We start from the raw sequence: 24,904 nt of genomic DNA on the forward strand, positions 1-24,904 counted from the left end.
AATCTATCGATTGCAGTCATTCGATTAATTTACACAGGTTAGGACGACATGACCCTCACGGAACTCAAGTACATCGTGGCGGTGGCGCGAGAACGCCATTTCGGTCGCGCGGCGGAAGCCTGTTTCGTCAGCCAGCCGACGCTCTCGGTGGCCATCAAGAAGCTCGAAGACGAGTTGAACGTACAAATTTTCGAGCGCGGTGCTGCCGAAGTGAGCGTGACGCCCCTCGGCGAGCAGATCGTCGCTCAGGCGCAGCGCGTGCTCGAACAGACCATCGCCATCAAGGAAATTGCCAAGCAGGGGCGCGATCCGCTCGCAGGTCCGCTGCGTCTGGGCGTGATCTATACCATCGGACCGTATTTGCTCCCGGCGCTTGTCAAGCAAATGATCGAGACCACGCCGCAGATGCCGCTGATGCTGCAAGAGAACTACACGCTCAAGCTCATCGAGTTGCTCAAGCAAGGCGAAATCGATGCGGCCATCATGGCGCTGCCGTTCCCGGAGAGCGGGCTGATGGTGCGCCCGCTTTACGACGAGCCGTTCGTCGTGGCGCTGCCGCGCTCGCACCCATGGGCCGGCCGCGAGCATATCGACGCAGGCGATCTGAAGCAGGAGACGATGCTGCTGCTCGGCAGCGGCCATTGCTTCCGCGACCATGTGCTCGGTGTCTGCCCGGAGTTGATGCGTTTCTCGCAGAATGCCGACGGTATCCAGAAAACGTTCGAAGGCTCGTCGCTGGAGACGATTCGTCATATGGTCGCCAGCGGCGTCGGCATCACCGTGTTGCCGAAGACGTCCGTACCCGAGACGCAGGCCCCGGACAGCTTGCTGAGTTACGTGCCGTTCTCGGCGCCGGTGCCGGACCGTCGTGTCGTGCTCGCGTGGCGCAAGAGCTTCACCCGTCTGCCGGCCATCGAGGCGGTGGCACAGGCGATCGCCAGATGCGACTTGCCGGGCGTTATTCCTCTCGATCTGCCGGCGACATCCAACTGATCGGCTAACAGGTCGGTCCGTCGCGACCGACCTGGGGCTTTCGCCATATTCGGCATCGCTTGCCCCATCGGCCCCCTCGGCCTCGCGCGATATCCCGATGCATGATCTCCCCTGATCACGCGATAACCGGGTCATCCGCTTCAGTCCCTACACCAACGCATACGCCGCTGCCTCGTGCCGCGGCGTATTGCTTTTGCCTATGGCATATATAAAAACGATTAATTCGACCGTTTCAATTAAAATAATTAATCTAGTGTCACGCGTTCGACGGCGATGTCGCCGAGCGGTCCGCGTCATCGGACACCGATGAACGCCCCCGTAGAACGACCCATTCGAAGGTGCCGCGATGACCCATCTCAAAGCCTATTTGCACGACATCGAGACCACGCTGGAACAAGTCCTTGCCGACTTCGCGCTGATGGGCGCTTAAGCCCGGAAGCCTGGAAGCCGGGAAGGTTTCGGGGAACGATTGCCTGCCCGGAAAGCAGCCATCAGAAATCAGGAAACAGGAGAGCGTCACATGTCCGATACGAAGAAACTCACGACTGCCGCCGGTGCGCCGGTCGCCGACAACCAGAACACGCAGACGGCTGGCCCGCGCGGCCCGGCACTCTTGCAGGACGTCTGGCTGATCGAAAAGCTGGCTCACTTCGACCGTGAAGTGATTCCCGAGCGTCGCGTTCACGCGAAGGGCTCCGGCGCGTTCGGCAAGCTGACCATCACGAACGACATTACGAAGTACACGCGCGCTCGTGTGTTCGAATCCGTCGGCAAGGAAACGCCCGTGTTCCTGCGATTCTCGACCGTGGCGGGCGAGCGCGGCGCGGCCGACGCCGAACGCGATGTGCGCGGCTTTGCCCTGAAGTTCTACACGGACGAAGGCAACTGGGATCTGGTGGGCAACAATACGCCGGTGTTCTTCATTCGCGACGCCCTCAAATTCCCGGACTTCATCCATACGCAAAAGCGCGATCCGAAGACCAACATGCGAAACCCGACGGCGGCGTGGGACTTCTGGTCGCGTTCGCCGGAATCGCTGCATCAGGTGACCATCCTCATGAGCGATCGCGGCATTCCGAAGAACTACCGCCAGCAGCACGGCTTCGGCTCGCACACTTTCAGCTTCATCAACGCGGCCAACGAGCGCTTCTGGGTCAAGTTCCACTTCAAGTCGATGCAGGGTGTCGAGAACATCACGAATGCCGAGGCGGCGCAACTCGTGGGTGACGATCGCGAGAGCCATCAGCGCGATCTGTTCGAGGCTATCGAGGCCGGTAACTTTCCGCGCTGGCGCATGCAGGTGCAGGTGATGCCGGAGGCAGATGCCGCGACCTATCGCTTCAATCCTTTCGACATTACGAAGGTATGGCCGCACGGCGATTACCCGCTGATCGACGTGGGCGTGCTGGAACTCAACCGGAATCCGGAGAACTATTTCGCCGAGGTGGAGCAGGCGGCGTTCAATCCGGGCAATGTGGTGCCGGGTATCGGCTTTTCACCCGACCGGCTGTTGCAGGGGCGTCTGTTCTCCTACGGCGACACGCAGCGCTATCGCCTCGGGGTGAATCACAACGCGATTCCGGTCAATGCGCCGAAGTGCCCGTTCCATCACAGCTTCCATCGCGACGGCGCGATGCGCGTGGACGGCAACCTTGGCGGCGCGCCGAACTACGAGCCGAACCGGTACGGTGCGTTCGCAGAGCAGCCGGCGTATCGCGATCCGCAGCAGGCGGTGGGAGCGGTCGCCGATCGTTTCGATCATCGTGACGATGACGACTATTATTCACAGCCGCGCGCGCTGTTCCAACTGTTCGACGATGGTCAGAAAGCGCGTCTGTTCGGCAACATCGCGGCGTCGATGCAAGGCGTGCCGGACGATGTCGCCGAGCGCCAGATCGGACACTTCGCGAAGATCGATCCGGCGTACGCGCAGGGCGTGATCGCGGCCCGCAAGGCGCTGGCGAAGTAGGGTCCGAGGCCCTTTGTCGGACGTCGGCAAAGCGTACATCACCCGCAATATCAGGCGGCCGGCCAGAACGCGCGGATCGCTGCGACGCCGTAAGCGCCCGCGTTGCGAGCGCTGGCGAGTGTCTCGGCGCGCATGCCGCCGAGTGCGAACACCGGCAGCGGCGTCGTTGCGGCGAGGGCGGTGAACGCAGGCCAGCCGAGCGGTGTCGCATCCGGATGCGTGGCCGTCGCGAGAACAGGCGACAGCGTGACGAAGTCGAGGCCGAGCCGCGTGGCTTGCGCAAGCTGTGTCGCGTCGTGACAGGCGGCGCTCACGCGTTTCCAGCCTGACGGGCGCGTCTCGCATGCCATGAGGCGAGCGCTGGTGAGATGCCAGCCGTCGGCCTGCGGCACCGTGCCGTCGGTGGCGCCCAGCCAGCGATCCGCCACGTCATGCGGCGGGTTGAGGATGAGTTGCGCATCGGCGGCGTGTGTCAGCGCCAGAGCGCTCTCGGCCAACGCGCGATAACCGTCCGCATCGAGCGAGCGATTACGAAGTTGTACGAGACGTATGCCGCGCGCGAGCGCCTGCGCGAGTTGCGAGGCAAAAGCCGCAATCTGCGCACGCGAAGCGATATCCGGTGTGACCAGAAGCTGGCGCGGCAGCGCAGGCAAGTCGGGCTGGCCGTGCGGCGTGGTGTCATGAGTGATGGCGCTCTCGCGCGACGTTCCGGCAGGACGTATGGGCATCGACGGATAGTGGGCGGCGCGATCGATGCACTCGATGCAATCGATGCAATCGACGCGCCCGGACGCGTTGGCGGAATCATTCGGAATGTGCGAAGTGTAACCGGAATGGCGCAACGAACGTCTTGCGGAAAGTACGGAGGGCGGTGTGGGGGAGGGCGTCGTCGCACGGTGTCGTGGCGAAAGCGAGCCACGCAGAGCGCAAAGTTCGCCGCTCACCGCTTCCGGTCGATCGGCATTTTTTTAGTGTGCCTCGGCGCGGCGTCGCCAGGCAGCAACGCAATTGGAGTCAATCATGGCAAAGCAACGTCAGGCAACAGGTCAGACAAGCAACGTCGTCACCCCCACGGCGGCCACCGTGGCGCGCGTGAACATCGGCATCAGCGACAAGGATCGCAAGCGTATCGTGCAAGGGTTGAGTCACCTTCTGGCCGACACGTACACGTTGTATCTGAAGACGCACAACTTTCACTGGAACGTCACCGGCCCGATGTTCAACACGCTGCATCTGATGTTCGAAGGTCAGTACAACGAACTCGCGACGGCCGTGGATCAGATCGCCGAGCGCATTCGGGCGCTGGGCTACCCGGCACCGGGCACCTACAAGGAATTTGCCAAGCTATCGTCGATTCCCGAAGCCGAGGGCGTGCCTGTGGCCGAGGAAATGATTCGTCAACTCGTCGAAGGTCAGGAGGCGGTCACGCGCACGGCGCGCGGCATCTTCCCGATCGTCGATGCCGCCTCGGACGAGCCGACCGCCGACCTGCTGACGCAGCGCATGCAACTGCACGAGAAAAACGCATGGATGCTGCGTAGCTTGCTCGCGTGACGTGTCGGCTGTGGCGCTGTCTGCGGCGGACGTCGTCCGTTCCGGCAGGTAGACATGCGCCGCGTCCACTCAGGGGGCACCCGTAGGTGCCGGGCTCACGCGCCCGCGCCACACCGGCGCGGGCGTTTTTCACTGGCGTCGCGCCGTCGGGCGATTCCCATGGCGTGCGGTCTCTTCGCTATCGGACGAGAAGGGCAATAGAGAAAGGGTGCACTCTGCGGTGCACTCCAGTACACTCGCCGGATGCCCTTCGACTGGCTCGCCCGAAATCTCCTCGTCAGCCTGTTCCTGCCGCCCGCCAATGTGCTGGTGCTCGCAGGGCTGGCGTTCGTCCTGTGGCGGCGCTGTCCTCGTATCGGGCGGGTGCTGGCGGTTGTGGCTGTGCTTGCGCTTTGGGGGCAGGCGATGCCGTGGGTCGGCCAGTGGCTTTCCCGTCCGCTTGAAGTCGGTAAGGCGGTCGATCCGAAGACGTTCGACACCTCATTGGCGGTGCCCGGCAGCGCCGCAACGCGGGCGCAGGCCGTTGTGATTCTGGGGGGCGGCATGAGCTTTGGCTCGCCGGAGTTCGGACGCGAGAATGCTGTGGATCTGAGCGAGGCGACGCTCGCTCGGGTGCGCTACGGTGCGTTTCTTGCGCGTCGTGCCCAATTGCCCGTGCTGGTCTCCGGCGGCAGTCCCACTGGGCGCGCGGCCGAGGCGCCCATCATGGCGCAGGTCGCGACCGACGAGTTCGGCGTGCCGGTGCGCTGGGTCGAAGGACAATCGTTGAACACGGCGCAAAACGCCATTTTCAGTGCGCGCATGCTGAGCAACGTCGGCGTGTCGCGCATCTATCTGGTCACGAGCGCCTGGCATATGCGCCGCGCTCGTGAGCAGTTCGAGCGGGCCGGTCTGACGGTGGTACCCGCACCGTGTTGCCATGCCATGACGCTCGAACCGGACACCGTTCCCGGCTGGTGGCCAACCCTCGAAGGCATGCGCATGACACGTGCGGCGTTGCGCGAGTGGATGGCGCTCGGCGTGGGGCACTGAGCGGATGGCCGTTCGCCGGGCGCCACGAATTTCGTGCATCGCGGGCGGAACACAGCAGGATTTTCCGGAGTCATTGCCCACGTCAGTGCGTGGGTGCAGGCTCCCTGAATGGCTAACCCTAACGAGAGAGACGTATGAAGACAAAAGCTGTCCTGAGCGTTGAAGACGTGCAGAAGATCAACGCGGCCGCCGTCGCAGAAGCGAGCGCAAACGGCTGGAATGTGTGCATCACCATTGTTGACGACGGCGGCCACGCCCTGTCGCTGTATCGCATGGATGGTGCGGCCCCCAGCACGGCCATGATGTCGCTCGGCAAGGCGCAGACGTCGGCTGTCGGCCGTCGTGAGAGCGGCGCCTTCGAAGAGATGATCAATGGTGGGCGCTTCGCATTCCTGAGCGCACCGAACACTGCCATGCTCGAAGGCGGCGTGCCCATCATCGTCGACGGTAACGTGATCGGCGCAGTAGGCGTGTCGGGGGTGAAGTCGGCGCAGGATGCGCAGATCGCCCGCGCTGGCATCGCCGCCGTTACTGGCGCATAACCTGTCAGTAATCGCCAGTGATGTGCCCATAACCCCGCCCACGCGGGGCTCGTGTATTGCCGGGTCGTCGTGGCCCGGCGGGCGTCGGGAACGAAAAAGCATCGTCAATGAACATTGGCGATGCTTTTTTTGTCTGTGCGCAAAGCGTGCACCCAAAGAAAAACCCGTCCTCTCGAACGGGTTAAGGGCTTGTCAGGCCGGTTGGCACAACCTGAGGCTTGGCAGGTCGCGCCACGAGGAGAACATCAATGAAACCGGCGTGGACGGACAAAAAAGCGGTTTGGCTGGCGCGCAACGCAGGTAGAGAGGGGCTTGCCGTAACTACATGGGATCGCGTTGCGTTCGCTGGCTACTGCCAAACACCTCTTAGGCGAGGTGGTCCCCACAAAACTCGGTGAAGGCGGCGGCAAGGTCGTGGTCTCGCCGCCGCCAAAATACGTTATGTCCGTTTGTACCGCTGTTTTCCGTCTTACTTCGTCAGGATCAGTTTGCCGTAGCGCGTAGCGCGCAGTTGGTAAGTCTGTCCGTTGTGCAGGATGTTCACGCACTGCGTGCCCTGCAACAGGTGATCGCTCGTCAGCACACGGCCATTAGGCGGGCTGACCGGCTTGCCGGCCGCCGGGCTGGCCACCGGCGTACGCGACACCGAAAGCGTGCGGCGCGGTGCCGTGGCGGGCGTGGTCTCGTGGGCAGTGGTGTGGCTTGCGGTCATCTCGCTCATCCGTGTGGCTGACTGTGAGAAGAATCTTAAATGAGAATCATTCCCATTTGTATTTGAATTTGACTATCGGATGTTGGGTTTGGTAGTTCCTGGCTAATTTGGATTGGCCGGACGGTGTCTTCCTCGTCCGGCCGTCGTCTGACCCAACGGGCGCAAACGTAGCGCCCGCGGGGGATCAGCCGAGTTCGCCCTGCTCGGCGAGTTCGCGAATGCGGCGGACCGTGTCGATGTCGGCTTCGCGGTAGGCCGATTTCACAAACTCGCTGTAACGCGTGTCGGCAGTCGCCGCATCCTCCGGCAGCGTTGTGCTGTACGTGAATCGCACGAAATAGTGCGTCGGATTCGGTTCTTCGATACGCATCGTCAGGGTGCCGCCCGCGTGTGCATCGGTTGCCGCCGTCTCATAGCGTACGGCCTCCTGCGCTTCGAAGACGACGCGGTCGAGCACCACGGTCTGGCCGAAGCGAAGCTCGCGATCGAGCGTGGTCTCGGTGCGCTCGTGCATGATGCATTCATCGAGTCCCAGCACGAACGCCTGCGGCTGTTCGGCGCGCAGCACGAGGCCACGCCACAGTTGGTCGCGCGTGAGTGCGAGGGTTAACGGGTTCAGGAGGTCGTTGACCTCGATCAGGTGTTCGTACTGCAAGACTATTTCCCCTTAAATGCTGTAAATCGCTTCGGGTCGAAGCGGCCGGCGCGCGCGTGGCGCACCGGCTCGGCACCCGGCGTTACTCGACCAGCGAACTCTCGATGGCCACAGTGCCCGACAGCACCTTGTGAATTGGGCACGCATTCGCGATTTCCAAGAGGCGTTGACGCTGTTCCTCGGACAAGTCGCCCGCCAACTCGATCTTGCGGGTAATTTGCGTCGTACCGACGGGCGGCTTGCCGTCCGGATTCATCGCCAATGTCACTTTCACATCCTTGAGCGGCCATTCCTTGCGTCGCGCATACATGTGCAACGTGATCGACGTGCATGCCCCGAGGCTCGAGAGCAGCAATGCTGCCGGCGCCGGACCCAAATCGCCGCCGCCGAGCGTTTCGGGCTCGTCGGCGATCCACTCGTGCTTGCCGTCCGACAGATGGGTGGTGTATCCCGCGGCGCCCAGATGGGCGGTGACAATCGCTTCTGCGGCCATGGTGGCTCCTTTATCCGCTACGTCTCGAACGGTCTGATGGGTTTCAATGAAAGCGGCCCGACGAAATTTGGGCCACTCCACGCGCTGCTCACTCTGAGTGTCATTGTGACCGAATTTCGCCGGGCCGTCGGGATTGACGCGAACCGCTGGCCCGCGCCATGACGCCGGGACCCGCCATGCGCGCAAGGCTCAAGAGGTGCGCGAGACCGACGCCGGGATATGCCCCATGCGTCCTGCCTGAAAGTCGAGGATCGCCTGACGAATCTCGCTCTCCGTGTTCATCACGAACGGGCCGTAACGTGCCACCGGCTCGCCCAGCGGCCTGCCGCCGATGAGCAGAAACGACAGCGGGGTGTCACCGTCGTTACGCACCGTCACGCCTTCGCCCTGCGTGCCGAACACGACCATCTGATGCGCCTTCGCGGCGGTGGCTTCCGGACCGAAGTGGCCTTCGCCGTCGATCACGTAAGCGAACACGTTGAAGTCGGCAGGCACCGGGTGATCCAGCAGCGCCTGCGGTTCCAACGTGAAGTGCTGATACAGGATCGGCGTGCGTGTCTCGATGGCGGCGCGCGTACCCAACGCCTCGCCGGCGATCACCCGTACCCAGACCTTGCCGTCGTCGCTCGTTGCCGTGGGAATACCGGCTGCCGGCAGTTCCTGATAGCGGGGCGTCATCATCTTGTCGGCACTCGGCAGATTCACCCACAACTGGAAGCCGTGCATCTCGCCGCCACGCTGCTGAAACGCGTGCGACGGCTCTTCCGAGTGAATGACGCCGGCGCCCGCCGTCATCCACTGCACGTCGCCCGGGGTGAGCTTGCCTGCATGACCTTGCGAGTCACGGTGTTCCATCTCCCCGGCCAGCAGATAGGTAACGGTCTCGAAGCCGCGATGCGGATGATCGGGCGCGCCCTTGGCGTCGCCGGGGGCGACTTGCATCGGCCCCATTTCGTCGAGCAGCAGGAACGGATCGAAATCCATCATCATGCGCGTCGGAAACGGACGGTTGACGTGAAAGCCGGCGCCTTCCTGCGTTTGCGCAGCCGTGAAGACGCGGGCTACCGGACGGGCGTAGGTGGTGCTCATGGGGGAATCTCCTGTGAGGATGCGCGCCGCAATCGGGAAGTGTGGCGTTGTGGCATCCATTGTCATGTCCCCACTATATCGGGGTGAGCCGCCCCGGGAGTAGTCCGTAACGCAGGAAGGATTGTTACCGGATTGGAACAGTCGGCGACAAGACGGAGAAAAAGAGCAGATTTTGGGATCGCACAGACGAAAAAAAGCGCGGTGACCGGCACCGCGCCTGAGCGTCTGCGATTCGCGAATATCCCGGACTTACTTGGCCGGTTCGGTCACGAAGCCGAGCTTGGTCACGCCCGCCGTCTGTGCCTCGGAGAGTACCTTGGCGACGCTTTCGTAACGCACGCTCTTGTCGGCGAACAAGTGCAGTTCCGGCTGCGGCTGCGCTTCGGCAGCCTGCGCCAGACGCGCCTTGAGCGTAGCGTCGTCGATCTGCTGCTTGTCCCAGAAGACGCTGCCGTCCGCCTGGATCGACAGGTCGACCTTGGCAGGCTTGGTGTCTTCGGGCTGGCTGCTTGCCTGCGGCAGGTCGAGTTTGACCGCGTGATTGAGCACCGGCAGTGTCACGATGAAGATGATCAGCAGCACCAGCATGACGTCGACGAGCGGCGTCATGTTGATCTCGCTCATCATGGCGTCATCGGCACCGTCGTCGCTGCTGTATGAACCCATAGCCATAGCAAACTCCTTCTCTTGCGCGGCGGCTTAGCTGGCGCTGGCCGACGTGGACTTGCGCACCGGCGTGACGTTGCTGGCGAACTGCGTCGAATGCACGCTGGCGCCCGTCAGGAAATAGCCGTGCAGGCTATGCGCGAAGCGGTTGAGCTTCGAGACGATGCCCTTGTTGGCGCGGGTCAGTGCGTTAAAGCCCAGCACGGCGGGAATGGCGACGAACAGACCGAAGGCGGTCATGATCAGCGCTTCGCCCACGGGGCCGGCCACCTTGTCGATAGTCGTCTGGCCCGATGCGCCAATGGCGAGCAGGGCGTGGTAGATGCCCCACACCGTGCCGAACAGACCGACGAACGGCGACGTCGAGCCGATCGAGGCCAGCATGGCCAGACCGCTTTGCAGGCGCGAGACCGTGTCGTCCACCGAGTTCTTCAGCGCGCGCGTGATCCAGTCGCTCACGTCCATCTTGTCGTGCAGGTGGGGCTGGCTCTGGCGATGGTGCTCGGCGGCGTCCTGACCGGCGAGGGCGAGGGCCAGGAACGGGTTGTTCTGACCCGATTCGCCCAGCTTTTGCAGGCCGGCGGAGAAATTCTCCGAGTGCCAGAAGTCCGGCTCGGCGGTGCGCGTAAGACGGCTCAGACGGAAAACCTGCGTGCCCTTGATGATGATGACCGTCCAGGACAGCACCGACATCACCAGCAACACGATCGCAATGGCGCGGGTGACGAAATCGCCCTGCGACCAGACGTGGCTCAAACCATACTCTTGCATTTTTCGTTCCTCGGAAGATCCAGGTAGATCGTTAATCGTTCAGATTGAAGTTAAACGGTTTGGTCGCCGCGGCTTCGACCGCGCGGCCACCTTGCATCGGAGGGGCGCAGCGCATCGCGAGTGCGGCGGTGCGCGCTGCCTGATCGAGACGGGGGAAACCGCTCGACTTGACGACATTGGCGCTCGAGACAACGCCCCGTGTGTCGATCACGAGACGCAACGTCACGATGCCTTCTTCGCCGACGCGGCGCGATTGCGTCGGGTAGACCACGCGCGGCTCGTCGCACTTCACGGCCAAACCTTCAATCGGGCCGGACGGCGCGGGAGCCGGGGCTGGCGCGGGCGGTGCCGGCGGCGTGGGCGCCGCTTGCTGCACCGGCTCCGGCGTCGTTTGCTGTGGCGGCGCGACCGGTTCGGCCTTTTGCGTGATGGCGTTCTTGGGTTGCTCGCGCGGCTTCGGCGGCGGGGGGGCGACCTTTGGCTTGGGCGGTTCCGGCTGCGGCTTGGGCGGCGCGGGTTGCGGCGGCGTCGGGGCGGGCGTGAGCGGAATGATCGTGGCGGTAAACGTCGTCGGCTCGATCGTCGCCTTTTCAGGTTCGTTGCGCAGGTGCGACAGACCGACCAGAGCGGCAATGTGAACGACGACGATGGCTGCGGCAATCGCGATGGCGCGCGGCGACGTCAGCGGATCGCGAAATTGCGTGAGTGCAAGGCCTGATTCGGGCACGGCGGGGGACACGGCGGTCGACATGATAACGGCTAGGGTACGCTAATTTGCGGCAATGAACGCTCAGAGCAGTGAGAGCAGCCAATCGTGCCCCGGGCGTGCCCGGCATGCCGGGGGCGCGAAGCCTCGGTGTTCGGCACCGCCGGACGTACGATCAAAGGAAAACCGCGCCAGGAGGCGCGGTCGGCGAACACAGTCAATCGGCAACCGTGCGCAAACTCACCTTCGAAACAGGAAAAACGACAAACACAGCGTCGAAACAAAGCCAATCAGGAGTTCCATCCGACACCTCCAGGGTGACAAGTCGCTGGCTGGCACGTGACGCCGCATGACGTCTGGCTGGCTCCGTTGCCTCGTGACCTGCTGGGCGGTCACGCCGGCGAGATTCCAAAAATTCGGAAACACAAAGCGGAAACACAAAGGCGAGGACATGCCTCGCCGTGGAAAGTCGAACGCTCAGGCCGCGAGCGCGAGTTCCTGACGCATCACCACGACTTCCGTCGTCGTCTCGACGCTGGCGGACTGGCAGCAGCCACCGCACGAGCGACCACAGCACGGCGTGGCGCCGGTCACCATTTCCTGAACGTACGGACCGCACTTGCCGCAGCACAGCGCAACGCCGAGGTCGATCTGAAGATCTTCCATCGTGGTGGCGCCGGCATCGAGGCAAGCCTTGATCTGACGGTCGGAAACGGATTTACATACGCAGACGATCATGGTGAAAACGTCAAAATGTAACACTAATGAGAATAATTATTATTTAAGTTGACGTCTTTTGCAAGCGCCATCGACCTATCCCATGGCACGCGCAGGGATATACGGAAATGATGTCAGGCGGGAATGATGGGAAGGTTGGGGGCAACCTTCGAGGTGCCCCCGAGCCGGTATCGCGCTCAGGCCAGACCGGCCGCGCCTTTCGCGGGCATCTGCAAGTCGATCGACGCCGCCGCCTCAGGGATTTCGACCGTCGCGACGCGCGGGACATTCGTGAGCAGACGGTCCGCCATCGTCTGAAGGGCATTCGCGTTGGCGGTCGTAACCAGCTGAAGGCCGCCGGTGAGGCCATCGGGCGCCAGCAGATCGTCGGCCTCAAGTCGGCGTTGAAGCTGACGCGCGATGGCCGCGCCGGTGTCGACGAGCGTGAGCGCCGTGCCGAACTGACGCTCGATGGCCGGGATCAGGAATGGGTAATGGGTGCAACCCAGCACGAGTGTGTCGGCGCCCTGCGCCACCATCGGCGCAATGTACTTATCGAGCAACGCCACGACATTCGACGAGTCGACGTCGCCCGCCTCGATACATTCGACCAGCCCATGCCCCGGCTGGCAAAGAAAACGTTGGCCTTGTGCGGTATGCCGTGCGAGCAGATCGGCGAAGCGTGCGCTGCGCAGCGTCGCCGCCGTGGCCAGGACGCCGATGACCCCGCTGCGCGAGGCGGCCGCCGCGGGCTTGATGCCGGGCTCGACACCGACCACGGGCCACGATCCGTCGGCACGCAACGCCGCGACCCCATGGGCTGTGGCGGTGTTACAGGCGACGACAAACGCCTTCGCGCCATGCTCGCGGACCCATCGGCCGATGGCGAGGCTGCGTTGTTCGAGGAATGCGTCGGGGCGTTCGCCGTAGGGGGCGTAACGGGCGTCGGCGACATACAGCAGCGACTCGTGCGGCAACAGGGCACGTACGGCCTGCAAGACGGAGAGGCCACCGAGGCCGGAATCGAAGACGCCAATCGGCGCGTTGGAGGGCATGGCAAATGAAAAAGGGCCGGCAAATGGCCGGCCCCGAAATTCTAGCGCAAAGCTCGCAAACCGATATCGAGGGATGACGGGGCGACGATGCGCGTTTCTTATCTGGGTTTCGCGGGGTGTCGGGCTTATTCTTCGAACGACGCCATGCCCGACTGCTGGTAATTCTGAAGACCGACCTTGCCGATGAGTTCGATCTGCGTTTCCAGCCAGTCGATGTGCTCTTCGGTGTCGTGCAGGATCTCGTTGAAGATCTCGCGGGAGACGAAGTCCTTCACGCTTTCGCAGTGAGCCACGCCTTCCTTGCAGGTCTTCTGCGAGAGGTATTCGAGCTTCAGATCGCACTGAAGAATTTCTTCGGTGTTCTCACCGATGAGCAGCTTGTGCAGATCTTGCAGGTTCGGCAGGCCGTCGAGCATGAAGATGCGCTCGATCAGCTTGTCGGCGTGCTTCATCTCGCCGATGGATTCGTCGTACTCATGCTTGCCGAGCTTCGTCAGACCCCAATGGTTGTACATGCGGGCGTGCAGAAAGTACTGGTTGATCGCAGTCAGCTCGTTGGTGAGCTGTGCGTTGAGGAGTTCGAGGACTTTCTTGTCGCCTTTCATTTCGGATCCCTGTTTTATGCAGTTTGCAAGCGGTTGAAGAGTAGCCTGAAAAGCTCGGAAAGCCAAGCTCTGTAAGGCTTTTCGTGAACCGAGGTGCGAATGGTAATGCGATCCATTCTCGCTCTATCGCGTGACATTTTTCGCCCCTTCGCCCCTTCGCCCAACGCATCGGCGAGCATCCGATCGCTTTGGCGGGACGAAAAAAAGCCCGGACCATGCCGGGCTTTCTTCTGCGGGTCGACGACGTGAAAACCGTCGACCGGATGCCAACGCGCTCACAAGCGGGTACACATGCAAGTACACCAGCTGAGCGAACGCGAGGCAGGTACCGATAAGACTTATTGCGCTGCGACCGGAATCTTGCCGATCTTCGCTTGCCATTCCTTCGGACCGGTCTGGTGCACGGAGACACCGGTCGAGTCCACCGCCACCGTCACCGGCATGTCCTTGACGTCGAACTCGTAGATCGCTTCCATGCCGAGGTCTTCAAAGGCCAGCACGCGCGCGGCGCGAATCGCCTTCGACACCAGATAGGCGGCGCCACCGACGGCCATCAGATAAGCGGCCTTCTGCTGCTTGATGGCTTCGATGGCTGCCGGGCCGCGTTCCGACTTGCCGATCATGACGGACAGGCCGAGCTTGCCGAGCATCAGGTCGGAGAACTTGTCCATGCGGGTCGACGTGGTCGGGCCTGCCGGGCCGACGACTTCGTCGCGCACCGGATCGACCGGGCCGACGTAGTAAATGGCGCGGCCCTTGAAATCGACCGGCAGCGGTTCGCCCTTGGCGACCATGTCGGCAATGCGCTTGTGTGCGGCGTCACGGCCCGTGAGCATCTTGCCCGAGAGCAGCAGCGTCTGACCCGGCTTCCAGCTCGTGATTTCTTCCGGCGTGAGGTTGTCCAGATCGACACGCTTGCTGGTTTCCGTGTTCGGCGCCCAGTGCACGTTCGGCCAGGCGTCGAGCGACGGTGCAGCCAGGAAGGACGGGCCCGAGCCGTCCAGCGTGAAGTGCGCATGACGCGTGGCGGCGCAGTTCGGAATCATGGCGACCGGCTTCGAGGCGGCGTGCGTCGGGTAGTCGAGGATCTTGACGTCCAGCACGGTGGCCAGACCGCCGAGGCCCTGCGCGCCGATGCCCAGGGCATTGACCTTCTCGAACAGTTCAATGCGCAGTTCTTCGTTCCAGTTCTGCGGACCGCGCTTGATCACGTCATGGATGTCGATCGGGTCCATGAGCGATTCCTTGGCGAGGACCATGGCCTTCTCGGCCGTGCCGCCGATACCGATACCGAGCATGCCGGGCGGGCACCAGCCGGCGCCCATCGTCGGGACCGTCTTCACGACCCAGTCGACGATCGAGTCCGACGGGTTGAGCATCACGAACTTGGACTTGTTTTCCGAGCCGCCGCCCTTGGCTGCGACCGTGATGTCCACCTTGTCGCCTTCCACGATTTCGTAGTGGATGACGGCCGGCGTGTTGTCCTTCGTATTCTTGCGACCGGCTTCCGGCGGCGCCACGATCGAGGCGCGCAGCACGTTGTCCGGGTGCATGTAAGCCTGACGCACACCTTCGTTGATCATGTCGGTGAGGCTGCGCTTGGCATCCCAGCGCACGTTCATGCCGACCTTCACGAACACCGTGACAATACCGGTGTCCTGGCACAGCGGACGGCGGCCTTCGGCGCACATGCGGCTGTTGGTCAGGATCTGGGCGATGGCGTCCTTGGCGGCCGGGCTTTCCTCGGCCTCGTAGGCGCGGCCCAGTGCCTGGATGTAATCGTCCGGATGGTAGTAGCTGATGTACTGAAGGGCACCGGCGACGCTCTGAATGACGTCGTCTTCATTAATGACGGTAGACATGAAACGGCTCTCGACTTAGTGGGGACGGGTATTTGTAATGACTTACGGATGCTGGGTTGCGTACGCCGGTGCGTGACTGTCGTTCGTCATCTTGTTGACGTAGGCCATGACGACGGCGGAAAGCAGGAAAGCGCAGTGAATGATCACTTGCCACATGACGGTGTGCTGCGTCTGCTGGGACGCATCGATGAACGTCTTGAGCAGGTGAATCGACGAGATGCTGATGAGCGCCATCGACAGCTTCACCTTGAGCACGCCGGCGTTCACGTGATCGAGCCACTCCGGCTCGTCGGGGTGGCCTTCGACCCCGAGGCGGGAGACGAAGGTCTCGTAACCGCCGATGATCACCATGATGAGCAGGTTCGAAATCATCACCACATCGATCAGGCCGAGCACGACGAGCATGATCTGCGTCTCGTCGAAGGTCGCGGCGTGGGTGATCAGGTGGAAGAGTTCGACGAGGAACTTGTAGACGTAGACGCCCTGTGCGGCGATGAGCCCGAGGTAGAGCGGCAGTTGCAGCCAGCGGCTGAAGAAGATGACGCGGGGCAGGGGGCGCATGGGGCGCGAGTGACGCGTCGGCGAATTTGACGTATCAGACGTTTCAGACGTTTCAGACGCGTGTGACGGTCGGCCAGAAGTCGACATGGCGGTTTTGACGAAGTGAGGGCTTGGGCCCGCGCACGGGGGGCGCGAGCCATGTTTTTCGGTGAAATCGAATACGGGATTCCTTGTGCCGGATAGCGCGTCGCGAAATCCGGCATGGCGGGCATTTTACAACGTCTTGCGCCCGCGCCTGTGTCCGATTCAGTCGCGGGCCGGCAATAGCGTCTTTCGCGATCCGGAGAACGGCAGTGCGGCGAGCACGATGCCGGCCACGGTCAGCGCCAGCGCCCCGCCTTGCGCGACGGACAGCCGTTCGTCGAGAAAGATCACGCCGTAGGCGGTCGCGGCGACCGGCACCATCGCGGTGAAAACCCCGGCGAGCTGCGCGCTCACGTGGCGGATCCCCCGCATCCACAGGAAAAACGAGAAAACGCTGGCGGCGAGCCCGTACCAGACGATCAGCGCCCAGTGCCCGGGCGTCAACGCCGCGTAGTCCACCGCCATCAGCCCCACGATCCCGAAGGGCAGCATCAGCACGCCGCCGATCAGATGCGTGTAGGCGCAGATGTCGATGGCGGGCAATTCGGCCGCAAGCCGTTTGGACACGATCACGTAAATCGCTTCGCACACGACGGCCCCGAGCACCAGCGCGTTGCCGAGCCAGGCGTTGGCCGCAGCGCCGGCGCCTGCACCATGTCCATCGCCGCGCGAGACATTGAGCAGCGCCACGCCGGCGATCGCGAGTCCGATGCTCATGAGCGTGCGCCGCGACGGGTGTTCGCGCAGCACGGCCCACGACAACAGGGCGACACAGGCGGGCAGCGTCGCGGTGATCACGCCGGCGGCGGTAGCCGTCGTCATACGCACGCCGAACAGGATCAGTAATGTGAAGAGGTAAGTGCCGAAAAACGTCTGCACGAAGAGATGCCCCCATTGGCGACGCGTCACGCGCCGCATGGCGGACGGCCGGTAGCGCGGGGAGAGGGCGACGATGGCGATCATGAACCGCCACAGGGCGAACGCGGCGACGGGCATGACGGCCACCATGGTCTTGCCGATACCGACGTTGGCGCCGACCAGGGTCATGGCCAGCGCCAGGGCAAAACTGGGAAATCGTGCGAAAAGGCGATCCGTGGTGGAGGTGCGCGGGGTGCTGTCAAGCGCGTTGTTACCGGACGATTGAGGCGTAGAGGTCGAATTCACGGGCGCTCCGGGCGATTCCGGGGTGGCAGGAAGGGGGTGATGAGCGTAGGATTGTAGCGATTACGCCACGGTTTGCTGCAATGCGACAACGCGATTTGCGTGAGTCCCGCACGTACAACGCGGCCGTCGGGTGCACCAGTGTAAGGCGTTAGTAAGTCGCTCGTCTTAATGTGACGTCAGCGATCTGTTTAGGCTTGATTGCAATCGTATTTGCATATCCATAAGAGGGGACAACTCATGGCAGCAATTGAATCGGTATTGCAGGAGCAGCGCGTTTTCGCGCCGCCGCAGGCGCTGGTCGCCAAAGCGAACATTTCCGGCATGCCCGCCTATGAGGCGCTGTGCGCCGAGGCCGAGAAGGATTACGAGGGATTCTGGGCGCGTCAGGCGCGTGAGAATCTGGCCTGGCACAAGCCGTTCACCAAAGTCCTCGACGAGACCAACGCCCCGTTTTACACGTGGTTCGAAGACGGTCAGATCAATGCGTCGTACAACTGCCTGGACCGTCAGATCGAAGCGGGACTGGGCGACAAACCCGCCATCCTTTTCGAAGCCGACGACGGCACGGTGACCCCGGTCACTTACCGCGACCTGCTCGCGCGCGTGAACCGCTTTGCGAACGCGCTCAAGGCCAAGGGCGTGAAAAAGGGTGACCGCGTGGTCATTTACATGCCGATGTCGATCGAAGGCGTGGTCGCGATGCAGGCGTGCGCGCGCATCGGCGCGACCCACTCGGTCGTGTTCGGCGGCTTTTCGGCCAAGTCCCTCAACGAACGCGTGATCGACGCCGGCGCGGTGGCCATCGTTACCGCCGACGAGCAGATGCGCGGCGGCAAGGCGCTGCCCCTGAAGGCCATTGTCGACGAAGCCCTTGCCATGGGCGGCTGCGAGCACGTGAAGTCGGTGATCGTCTACCGCCGTACGGGTGGCAATGTGACGATGCAGGCTGGCCGTGACGAAGTGTTGCAGGACCTCGTCGCCGGACAATCCGACCAGTGCGAGCCGGAGTGGGTCAGCGCAGAGCATCCGCTCTTCATCCTCTATACCTCGGGCTCGACGGGCAAGCCTAAGGGCGTGCAGCACAGCACGGGCGGCTATCTGCTGTGGGCGTCGCTCACGATGCAGTGGACGTTCGACATCAAGCCGGACGACGTTTTCTGGTGTACGGCGGACATTGGCTGGATCACCGGCCATACGTACATTGCTTACGGCCCGCTGGCCGTGGGCGCCACGCAAGTCGTGTTCGAAGGCGTGCCGACGTATCCGAACGCCGGCCGTTTCTGGGAAATGATCGGTCGTCACAAGGTCACGGTGTTCTACACCGCCCCCACGGCGATCCGTTCGCTGATCAAGGCGGCCGAGCAGACGCCGGAAGTGCACCCGAAGCAGTACGACCTGTCGTCGCTGCGCATTCTGGGGTCGGTCGGCGAGCCGATCAATCCGGAAGCGTGGATGTGGTACTACGAGAACGTTGGCGGCGGCCGTTGTCCGATCGTCGACACGTGGTGGCAGACGGAGACGGGCGGCCACGTGATTACGCCGTTGCCTGGCGCGACGCCGTTGGTGCCGGGGTCGTGCACGCTGGGTCTGCCGGGCGTGGCGGTCGCCATCGTCGACGAGACGGGGCAGGACGTGCCGAACGGGCAGGGCGGGATGCTCGTGATCAAGCGTCCGTGGCCGTCGATGATTCGGACGATCTGGGGCGATCCGGAGCGTTACAAATCGAGCTACTTCCCGTCGGAGCTGGGCGGCAAGATCTACCTGGCGGGCGACGGTTCGATTCGCGATGCGAAGACCGGTTACTTCACCATCATGGGTCGTATCGACGACGTGCTGAACGTTTCGGGTCACCGCATGGGCACGATGGAAATCGAGTCGGCGCTGGTGGCGAATCCGATCGTGGCGGAGGCTGCGGTGGTGGGGCGTCCGGACGACACGACGGGCGAAGCGATCGTTGCGTTCGTGGTGCTCAAGCGTTCGCGTCCCACGGGCGAGGAGGCCAAGCAACTGGCGCTCGAACTGCGCAATTGGGTCGGCAAGGAAATCGGCCCGATCGCCAAGCCAAAGGACATTCGGTTCGGCGACAACCTGCCGAAGACGCGCTCGGGCAAGATCATGCGTCGCTTGCTGCGCGTGATCGCCAAGGGCGAAGAGATCACCCAGGACACGTCCACGCTCGAGAATCCGGCCATTCTGGATCAACTCAAGCAGGCGCAGTGAGCGTCAGTCGGCGCGGGATTCCTGTCCGTTAACGTCCGGCCATGGCAACTCGCTCGCGGCCCGACGCGCCCGATCGTCCGGGTGCGCCGGGCCACGCCGACATCGACGAATTCAGTGATCTCGCTGATTTCGCGGATGTCGGCGACACGCCGTCGGACAACTCGTCTGACGGCGTGTTCGCGTTGGCGGAGCACGTTGACTGGCACGTTGACGGCCGCGGGACGTGCGCCACTGACGCCACGTCGTTCAGCTTCGCGCCCAATGGCCGGTTGGCCGCGTCATGGCGCATGACGACCGGGCGTTCGACCTTCACTTCTTCGTACCTCTCGTCTGGCACACGATATGTCGACCGGTAGCGTTGATTCCACCAGCTTGCCGCCTGACATCGACTGGCACGGCGAGGCGGCTGCGATTGCGGCACACCATTGGCGTCGCACGTTATGGCTGGTGGTCGTGCTGATGGTGATCGGATTCGCTGTGACATTCGTGCCGCAGTTCTGGGCGCGCGAATGGGCCTCGATGCGATTTGCCGGATGGCCGTTGCCGTTCTATATGGGCGCGCAAGGCGCGATCCTGATCGACATTGGTCTGATCGTCATCTACGCCCTCGTGCAGCGGCGCAACGATGCGCGATATCGCTCGGCATTGCAGGCGCTTCGCGATGCACGTCGCGATAGCCTCGGCCTGAGCGGCGAAACGCTCGCGCCCGAGCGGGCGCCGGTCACGTCGCGGGGGACGGTTTCCCGTTCCGCATCAGGCGCCGTCTCGGCGCAAACCTACCGATGAGTTTCACGCGCAGGCTGCTGCGCTACTACCTGTATTACACGGCGGGCTTCCTCGCGTTCGTGCTGATGATTGGCCTGCTCGAGAAGGTCAACGGCCCCGGCGTGTGGATCGGTTACGCCTTTCTTTTCGTCACGATTGCCGTCTATGCGGTGATTGGCCTGATCTCGCGCACGTCAGACGCCGCCGAATACTACGTCGCCGGCCGTCGGGTGCCGCCGATGTTCAACGGCATGGCGTGCGCGGCCGACTGGATGAGCGCGGCGTCGTTCATGGGGTTGGCGGGATCGCTGTACGTCTCCGGTTACGATGGACTCGCGTACGTCATGGGATGGACGGGCGGGTACTGTCTGGTGGCGTTCCTGCTCGCGCCGTACTTGCGCAAGATGGGGCGATACACGGTGCCTGACTTCCTCGGCACGCGATACGACAGCAATCTGGTGCGGGCCTTGGGGGTCTTTTCAACGATCCTGTGTTCGTTCGTCTACCTCGTGGCGCAGATTCAGGGCGTGGGGCTGATCGCGTCGCGCTTCATTGGTGTCGAATTCACCATCGGCATCTTTTTCGGGTTGGCGGGCATTCTCGTGTGCTCGTTCCTTGGCGGCATGCGCGCGGTGACTTGGACGCAGGTCGCGCAGTACATCATCATGATCACCGCCTTTCTGGTGCCCACCGCGATGATCGGCCACCAGACGGGCAACGGCTGGTTTCCGCAATTCAGTTACGGCGAAGCGTTGGCGAAGGTGGAGGTATTGGAGAAGGCGCTCAGGGATTCGGTGCCGGAGCAGGAGGTGCGGGATTACTATCGGGAACAGGCCGAGCAGATGCAGCGTCGGCTGGACGGGTTGCCGGACACGTTTTACAGCGAGCGCGCGGAGTTGGAGCGGCAGTTGCTGGATACGAAGCGCCGCAATGGTCCGTTGCGCGACGTGAAGGTACTCGAAGCGAAGCTGGAGGCATTCCCGCGCGACGTGGGCGAGGCGCAGAACCAGTGGTTGGAGATGCGCAATCAGTATGTCGAGCGCAGCGAGCCGCCGCGTGCGATGACGGAGCCGTTCCCGGCGAAGGACGAGACGACGCGCAGTTCGCAGCGTCTGAATTTCCTGTTGTTGATGGTGTGCCTGATGATCGGCACGGCGAGTTTGCCGCACATTCTCACGCGCTACGGCACGACGGCGACGGTGCAAGGCGCGCGCAGTTCGGTGGGGTGGACGTTGTTTTTCGTTGCGTTGCTGTATGTGAGTGCCCCGGCGCTGGCGGTGATGCTCAAGTACGACGTGCTGCTGCATCTGGTGGGGGCGCGGTACGAGAATTTACCGGGGTGGGTGACGCAATGGCGGCACGCGACGCCAGTGCAGCTGGACATCTCCGATGTCTACCGGGATGGCGTGGTGCAGTGGGGCGAAATCTGGATGCAGCCCGACATGCTTGTGCTGGCGGGGCCGGAAATTGCGGGGCTGCCGTATGTGATATCGGGTCTGGTGGCGGCGGGGGCATTGGCGGCGGTGTTGTCGACGGCGGACGGGTTGTTGCTGACGATTGCGAATGCGTTGTCGCACGACGTCTATTTCCACATGGTCGACAGGAATGCATCGAGTCAGAAGCGGGTGACGACGTCGAAGATCTTGTTGTTGTGTGTGGCGATGTTTGCGTCGTATGTGACGTCGCTGAAGTTGGGGAACATTTTGTTCCTGGTGGGGGCGGCGTTTTCGCTGGCGGCGTCGTGCCTGTTTCCTGCGTTGGTGCTGGGGGTGTTCTGGAAGCGGACGACACGTCTGGGCGCGACGGCCGGGATGCTGAGCGGGTTGTTGGTGTGTGTGTACTACATCATGACGACGTACCCGTTCTTCACCCGTCTGACGGGCTTTGCGGGTTCACGCTGGTGGGGCGTCGACCCGATCTCGGCGGGCGCGTTTGGGGTGCCGGTGGGGTTTGCGGTGGCGATCGCATTCAGCCTGCTGGGCGCCCGCCCGAGCGAGCGCGACCGCCATCTGGTGGACCATCTCAGACGCCCGTGATACGGGACGTGAGACGGATTTTCGCCTCGGATGATACGAAAGGCGTGAGATGTTGCCGCCGACCTGCTATAATGCGCGACCATTCAGGAGAGATGGATGAGTGGTTTAAGTCGCACGCCTGGAAAGCGTGTATAGGTTAATAGCCTATCGGGGGTTCGAATCCCCCTCTCTCCGCCAAGAACAAACAAAGGGCTTCCCAGTTGGGAGGCCCTTTGTGCGTTTACTATTGGCGGGATGTTTACTATTCAGATGCTCACCGGTGAAAAATTCTGCCGCCGGATTCGCACGCCTCTCCTGACGACCGATCTGGTCACAACGTTGCCTAGTTGGTATCACCGTCCTCTTCATCGAACCGAGACGAAATTGCTGTCAAGGTGACGGGCAATACGCGACTACGACGAATCGGGTCCGTCCTTCTACACTCCAGGCAATTCACAATGAGCCGGCTACGTATTTCCTGCAACGTGCATATGCAACCGATAGCGCTGTGATCGAAGCGTCCTCACATGGACGCACAGTTAAGCACCGCCACGAAACGTGATACCGAGAAGAATCGATGGATCTTGAAAACAAATTTCAGAATGAGATGTTGAGATTCAAAGAGCTACATGAGCGAACACGCGAAATTTTGGGGCCAACTCTCGCGCTTCGCCGTCAGATCGCTGAGATTGAGCGTCCCTGGCTGGAGCTTCAGAAGAAATTCGACGAGCTTATGCGTCCCAACAATGCATTGCAGGAGCAGATTGAAAAGGCTATCGCGCCAATTCAGGAACTTCAGGAGAGGCTGGACGCGCTAGTCAAGCTGCCCTCGAATTTTGCCGCCCCCTATCCAGATTTCGCGCATCAAAGAGCAAGGTCGCTCGCTCGGCTTGAAATGTTCGGAACAGAACATGCCGCCTACGTCAAACGCATTCACGAGACGATAGACGGACTTAACGCTCATAGACAGGTCAAAGGCGGTGGCAAAGCAACATTAGCACTGGACGCTGGCGAGCAAGTCGCAACCGATTTCACCGAGCTGTCGGCCGCAATCGCACGCACTCGCACGGTTGGTGAAACGCTTGATGTTCTGTTGCAATATGCTGCCGGTCCCACATTGGCGGTCGCCATCTTCGTCTGGAGAGTGATTTTCGCGCTTTTGCTCAGTTGGGTCGCGAATCAGATTCCCAATGTCGGTGAAATGAAGGAGCTGCTTGGCCTCACTCACAGAGAGGCAGTGAAGTTGGTGCGTGCATCACCGCCTCCAGAACTCACCGAAGAACAACGACATTCGCTGCGTTTCATTGCGGCCCCCGACTTGAGTGTGCATGGAGCGGCCCCACGTATCTGAGGACACGAGGACTCTCTTAAAATAAGGGATAGTCTTGTGCCTATCAGTAAGCCTAGTCATTACGTGGAAAGCATCGAAATTCTGACCGAGCCGGAGCGCCGTCGTCGGCGCACGGCGCAGGAAAAAATCGCCATCGTGCAGGAAACATTGGAGCCGGGAGCGTCGGTGTCGGCCGTTGCACGTCGGCACGGCGTCAATGCCAACCAGGTGTTCGGCTGGCGCAAGCAATACCAGGAAGGCAGTCTGGCGGCGGTGAAGGCGGGTGAAACCGTTGTACCGGCATCTGAGCTAGCCGCCGCCATCAAGGAAATCAAGGAGTTGCAACGGCTACTCGGGAAGAAGACGTTGGAGGTCGAAATCCTGAAAGAAGCCGTGGAATGGGGCCGGTCAAAAAACCTGATTGCGCGCTCGCCCTTGCTGCCGGGGGACGACCGATGAAGACGGTCTGCGAAGTTCTCGGCGTGGCGCGCTCTGCCGTGGCGGTCAAGCGAGCTCGCTCGTCCGACTGGCGCGATGGTCGCCGTGCCCGCGTGACCAACGATGCCGGGCTGGTCGAGGAGATTCAGGCCCATGTGGCGCACCTTCCTACCTATGGCTACCGGCGTGTCTGGGCGCTGCTGCGCCGCAGTCGGGAGCAGAGCGGTGCGCCGTGCATCAACGTCAAGCGCGTGTATCGGGTCATGCGGGAGCATCAGTTGCTGCTGCGCCGCCCCGGCGTGCGGCAAGACAAGCGGCGGCATGACGGTCGCGTTGCCGTGGAGCGCAGCAACACCCGCTGGTGCTCCGATGGCTTCGAGTTCCGGTGCGACGATGGTACGCCGCTGCGCGTGACGTTTGCGTTGGACTGCTGCGACCGCGAGGCGATTAGCTGGGCCGCAACGACCGGCGGGCATAGCGGTGATGTGGTGCGAGACGTGATGCTGGCCGCCGTCGAACAGCGCTTCGGCACCACGCAGGCCGCGCACCCCATCGAATGGCTGACGGACAACGGCTCGGCCTACATCGACTACCGCACGCGCAGCTTCGCTCGCGAACTGGGTCTTGAGCCGCTGACCACGCCGGTCCGTTCGCCGCAGAGCAATGGCATGGCCGAATCGTTCGTGAAGACCATGAAGCACGATTACGTCGCCTATATGGACAAGCCTGACGCACCAACAGCGCTCTCGCGTCTGGCAATCGCGTTTGAACACTACAATGAGCGCCACCCGCACAAAGCCTTGAAATACCGCTCGCCTCGCGAGTTCAGGCGTAATGCGGTGTCATCAACCTAACAGTGTCCGCCTGTCCTGAGTTACAGGGGCAACTCCAGTGCATGCCTCGCCA

General features: G+C 62.5%; 24 protein-coding genes and 1 tRNA gene. 11 read left to right on the forward strand and 14 right to left on the reverse strand.

Going from position 1 to position 24,904, the window contains the following annotated elements; genetic code table 11:
• The first annotated feature begins 48 nt into the window (after positions 1 to 48).
• Both UC34_RS04760 and UC34_RS04765 read left to right on the forward strand, forming a co-directional pair.
• Positions 49 to 993, forward strand: coding sequence for a LysR substrate-binding domain-containing protein (locus UC34_RS04760; RefSeq protein WP_044454331.1), 945 nt, complete (start codon positions 49 to 51; stop codon positions 991 to 993).
• 520 nt (positions 994 to 1,513) lie between these two features.
• On the forward strand, positions 1,514 to 2,962 hold the full coding sequence (locus UC34_RS04765; protein WP_044454333.1) for a catalase: 1,449 nt from the start codon (positions 1,514 to 1,516) through the stop codon (positions 2,960 to 2,962).
• Positions 2,963 to 3,012: 50 nt separating this feature from the next.
• Here UC34_RS04765 and UC34_RS04770 read toward each other — a convergent pair whose 3' ends face one another.
• The gene (locus UC34_RS04770; protein WP_084070968.1) at positions 3,013 to 3,690 is read right to left on the reverse strand and encodes a thiamine phosphate synthase; all 678 of its coding nucleotides are present in this window, start codon (positions 3,688 to 3,690) and stop codon (positions 3,013 to 3,015) included.
• A 292-nt stretch (positions 3,691 to 3,982) separates the two neighbouring features.
• On the opposite strand from UC34_RS04770, the gene UC34_RS04775 reads away from it, so the two are divergent.
• The 3 genes from UC34_RS04775 (at position 3,983) to UC34_RS04785 (ending at position 6,090) form a co-directional block, all read left to right on the forward strand.
• Complete coding sequence (locus UC34_RS04775) at positions 3,983 to 4,516, forward strand: Dps family protein (RefSeq protein ID WP_237165235.1); 534 nt, start codon at positions 3,983 to 3,985, stop codon at positions 4,514 to 4,516.
• Positions 4,517 to 4,759: 243 nt separating this feature from the next.
• The gene (locus UC34_RS04780; RefSeq protein ID WP_044454335.1) at positions 4,760 to 5,548 is read left to right on the forward strand and encodes a YdcF family protein; all 789 of its coding nucleotides are present in this window, start codon (positions 4,760 to 4,762) and stop codon (positions 5,546 to 5,548) included.
• 134 nt (positions 5,549 to 5,682) lie between these two features.
• A complete protein-coding gene (locus tag UC34_RS04785; RefSeq protein ID WP_044454337.1) occupies positions 5,683 to 6,090 on the forward strand; it encodes a GlcG/HbpS family heme-binding protein in 408 nt (135 codons plus the stop codon).
• A gap of 469 nt (positions 6,091 to 6,559) precedes the next feature.
• Here the strand turns inward: UC34_RS04785 and hemP are convergent, their stop codons facing one another.
• From hemP to UC34_RS04850, 13 genes are all read right to left on the reverse strand, one after another.
• Entirely contained in the window at positions 6,560 to 6,811 is a 252-nt protein-coding gene (gene hemP / locus UC34_RS04790; RefSeq protein WP_044454339.1) for a hemin uptake protein HemP, read from the reverse strand.
• 175 nt (positions 6,812 to 6,986) lie between these two features.
• Positions 6,987 to 7,457, reverse strand: coding sequence for an SRPBCC family protein (locus tag UC34_RS04795; RefSeq protein ID WP_044454341.1), 471 nt, complete (start codon positions 7,455 to 7,457; stop codon positions 6,987 to 6,989).
• Positions 7,458 to 7,539: 82 nt separating this feature from the next.
• Positions 7,540 to 7,950: an OsmC family protein gene (locus tag UC34_RS04800; protein ID WP_044454343.1), complete on the reverse strand. Its 411-nt coding sequence runs from the start codon at positions 7,948 to 7,950 to the stop codon at positions 7,540 to 7,542.
• Positions 7,951 to 8,139: 189 nt separating this feature from the next.
• The gene (locus tag UC34_RS04805; RefSeq protein WP_044454344.1) at positions 8,140 to 9,039 is read right to left on the reverse strand and encodes a pirin family protein; all 900 of its coding nucleotides are present in this window, start codon (positions 9,037 to 9,039) and stop codon (positions 8,140 to 8,142) included.
• Positions 9,040 to 9,288: 249 nt separating this feature from the next.
• Entirely contained in the window at positions 9,289 to 9,711 is a 423-nt protein-coding gene (locus UC34_RS04810) for an ExbD/TolR family protein (protein WP_044454346.1), read from the reverse strand.
• A gap of 27 nt (positions 9,712 to 9,738) precedes the next feature.
• Entirely contained in the window at positions 9,739 to 10,476 is a 738-nt protein-coding gene (locus UC34_RS04815; protein ID WP_044454348.1) for a MotA/TolQ/ExbB proton channel family protein, read from the reverse strand.
• A gap of 31 nt (positions 10,477 to 10,507) precedes the next feature.
• Positions 10,508 to 11,227, reverse strand: coding sequence for an energy transducer TonB (locus UC34_RS04820; RefSeq protein ID WP_052810899.1), 720 nt, complete (start codon positions 11,225 to 11,227; stop codon positions 10,508 to 10,510).
• Positions 11,228 to 11,659: 432 nt separating this feature from the next.
• Complete coding sequence (locus UC34_RS04825; RefSeq protein ID WP_044454350.1) at positions 11,660 to 11,920, reverse strand: (2Fe-2S)-binding protein; 261 nt, start codon at positions 11,918 to 11,920, stop codon at positions 11,660 to 11,662.
• Between the two features lie 176 nt (positions 11,921 to 12,096).
• Entirely contained in the window at positions 12,097 to 12,954 is an 858-nt protein-coding gene (murI, locus tag UC34_RS04830) for a glutamate racemase (protein WP_044454351.1), read from the reverse strand.
• A 125-nt stretch (positions 12,955 to 13,079) separates the two neighbouring features.
• Positions 13,080 to 13,559 carry a bacterioferritin gene (gene bfr / locus UC34_RS04835; protein ID WP_044454353.1) on the reverse strand — a complete coding sequence of 160 codons (480 nt, stop codon included), beginning with the start codon at positions 13,557 to 13,559 and terminating at the stop codon, positions 13,080 to 13,082.
• Positions 13,560 to 13,897: 338 nt separating this feature from the next.
• Positions 13,898 to 15,421 (reverse strand): fumarate hydratase, encoded by a 1,524-nt coding sequence (locus UC34_RS04840; protein ID WP_044454355.1) that lies wholly within the window; start codon positions 15,419 to 15,421, stop codon positions 13,898 to 13,900.
• A gap of 42 nt (positions 15,422 to 15,463) precedes the next feature.
• Positions 15,464 to 15,982, reverse strand: coding sequence for a TIGR00645 family protein (locus tag UC34_RS04845; protein WP_044454356.1), 519 nt, complete (start codon positions 15,980 to 15,982; stop codon positions 15,464 to 15,466).
• A gap of 246 nt (positions 15,983 to 16,228) precedes the next feature.
• A complete protein-coding gene (locus UC34_RS04850; protein WP_044454358.1) occupies positions 16,229 to 17,113 on the reverse strand; it encodes a DMT family transporter in 885 nt (294 codons plus the stop codon).
• Between the two features lie 354 nt (positions 17,114 to 17,467).
• Here UC34_RS04850 and acs point away from each other — a divergent pair, with 354 nt between their 5' ends.
• From acs to UC34_RS04890, 6 genes are all read left to right on the forward strand, one after another.
• On the forward strand, positions 17,468 to 19,450 hold the full coding sequence (acs, locus tag UC34_RS04855) for an acetate--CoA ligase (RefSeq protein ID WP_044454360.1): 1,983 nt from the start codon (positions 17,468 to 17,470) through the stop codon (positions 19,448 to 19,450).
• Between the two features lie 342 nt (positions 19,451 to 19,792).
• Positions 19,793 to 20,236, forward strand: a complete 444-nt coding sequence (locus UC34_RS04865; RefSeq protein WP_052810900.1) for a DUF4212 domain-containing protein — start codon at positions 19,793 to 19,795, stop codon at positions 20,234 to 20,236.
• Positions 20,233 to 22,251 carry a sodium:solute symporter family protein gene (locus UC34_RS04870; RefSeq protein ID WP_044454364.1) on the forward strand — a complete coding sequence of 673 codons (2,019 nt, stop codon included), beginning with the start codon at positions 20,233 to 20,235 and terminating at the stop codon, positions 22,249 to 22,251. Before UC34_RS04865 ends, UC34_RS04870 begins: the two co-directional genes overlap by 4 nt.
• Before the next feature lie 86 nt (positions 22,252 to 22,337).
• Positions 22,338 to 22,428: transfer RNA gene (locus tag UC34_RS04875), tRNA-Ser, on the forward strand.
• Positions 22,429 to 22,807: 379 nt separating this feature from the next.
• A complete protein-coding gene (locus UC34_RS04880) occupies positions 22,808 to 23,581 on the forward strand; it encodes a hypothetical protein (protein ID WP_044454366.1) in 774 nt (257 codons plus the stop codon).
• Positions 23,582 to 23,653: 72 nt separating this feature from the next.
• Positions 23,654 to 24,852, forward strand: a protein-coding gene (locus tag UC34_RS04890) for an IS3 family transposase (protein WP_167370682.1) whose coding sequence is annotated in 2 segments (ribosomal slippage) — positions 23,654 to 23,969 and positions 23,969 to 24,852 — 1,200 coding nt in all. Because the reading frame shifts where the segments join, the coding sequence is not laid out codon by codon here.
• Positions 24,853 to 24,904 lie beyond the last annotated feature (52 nt).

This window comes from Pandoraea vervacti, from assembly GCF_000934605.2.
Classification (GTDB): domain Bacteria; phylum Pseudomonadota; class Gammaproteobacteria; order Burkholderiales; family Burkholderiaceae; genus Pandoraea; species Pandoraea vervacti.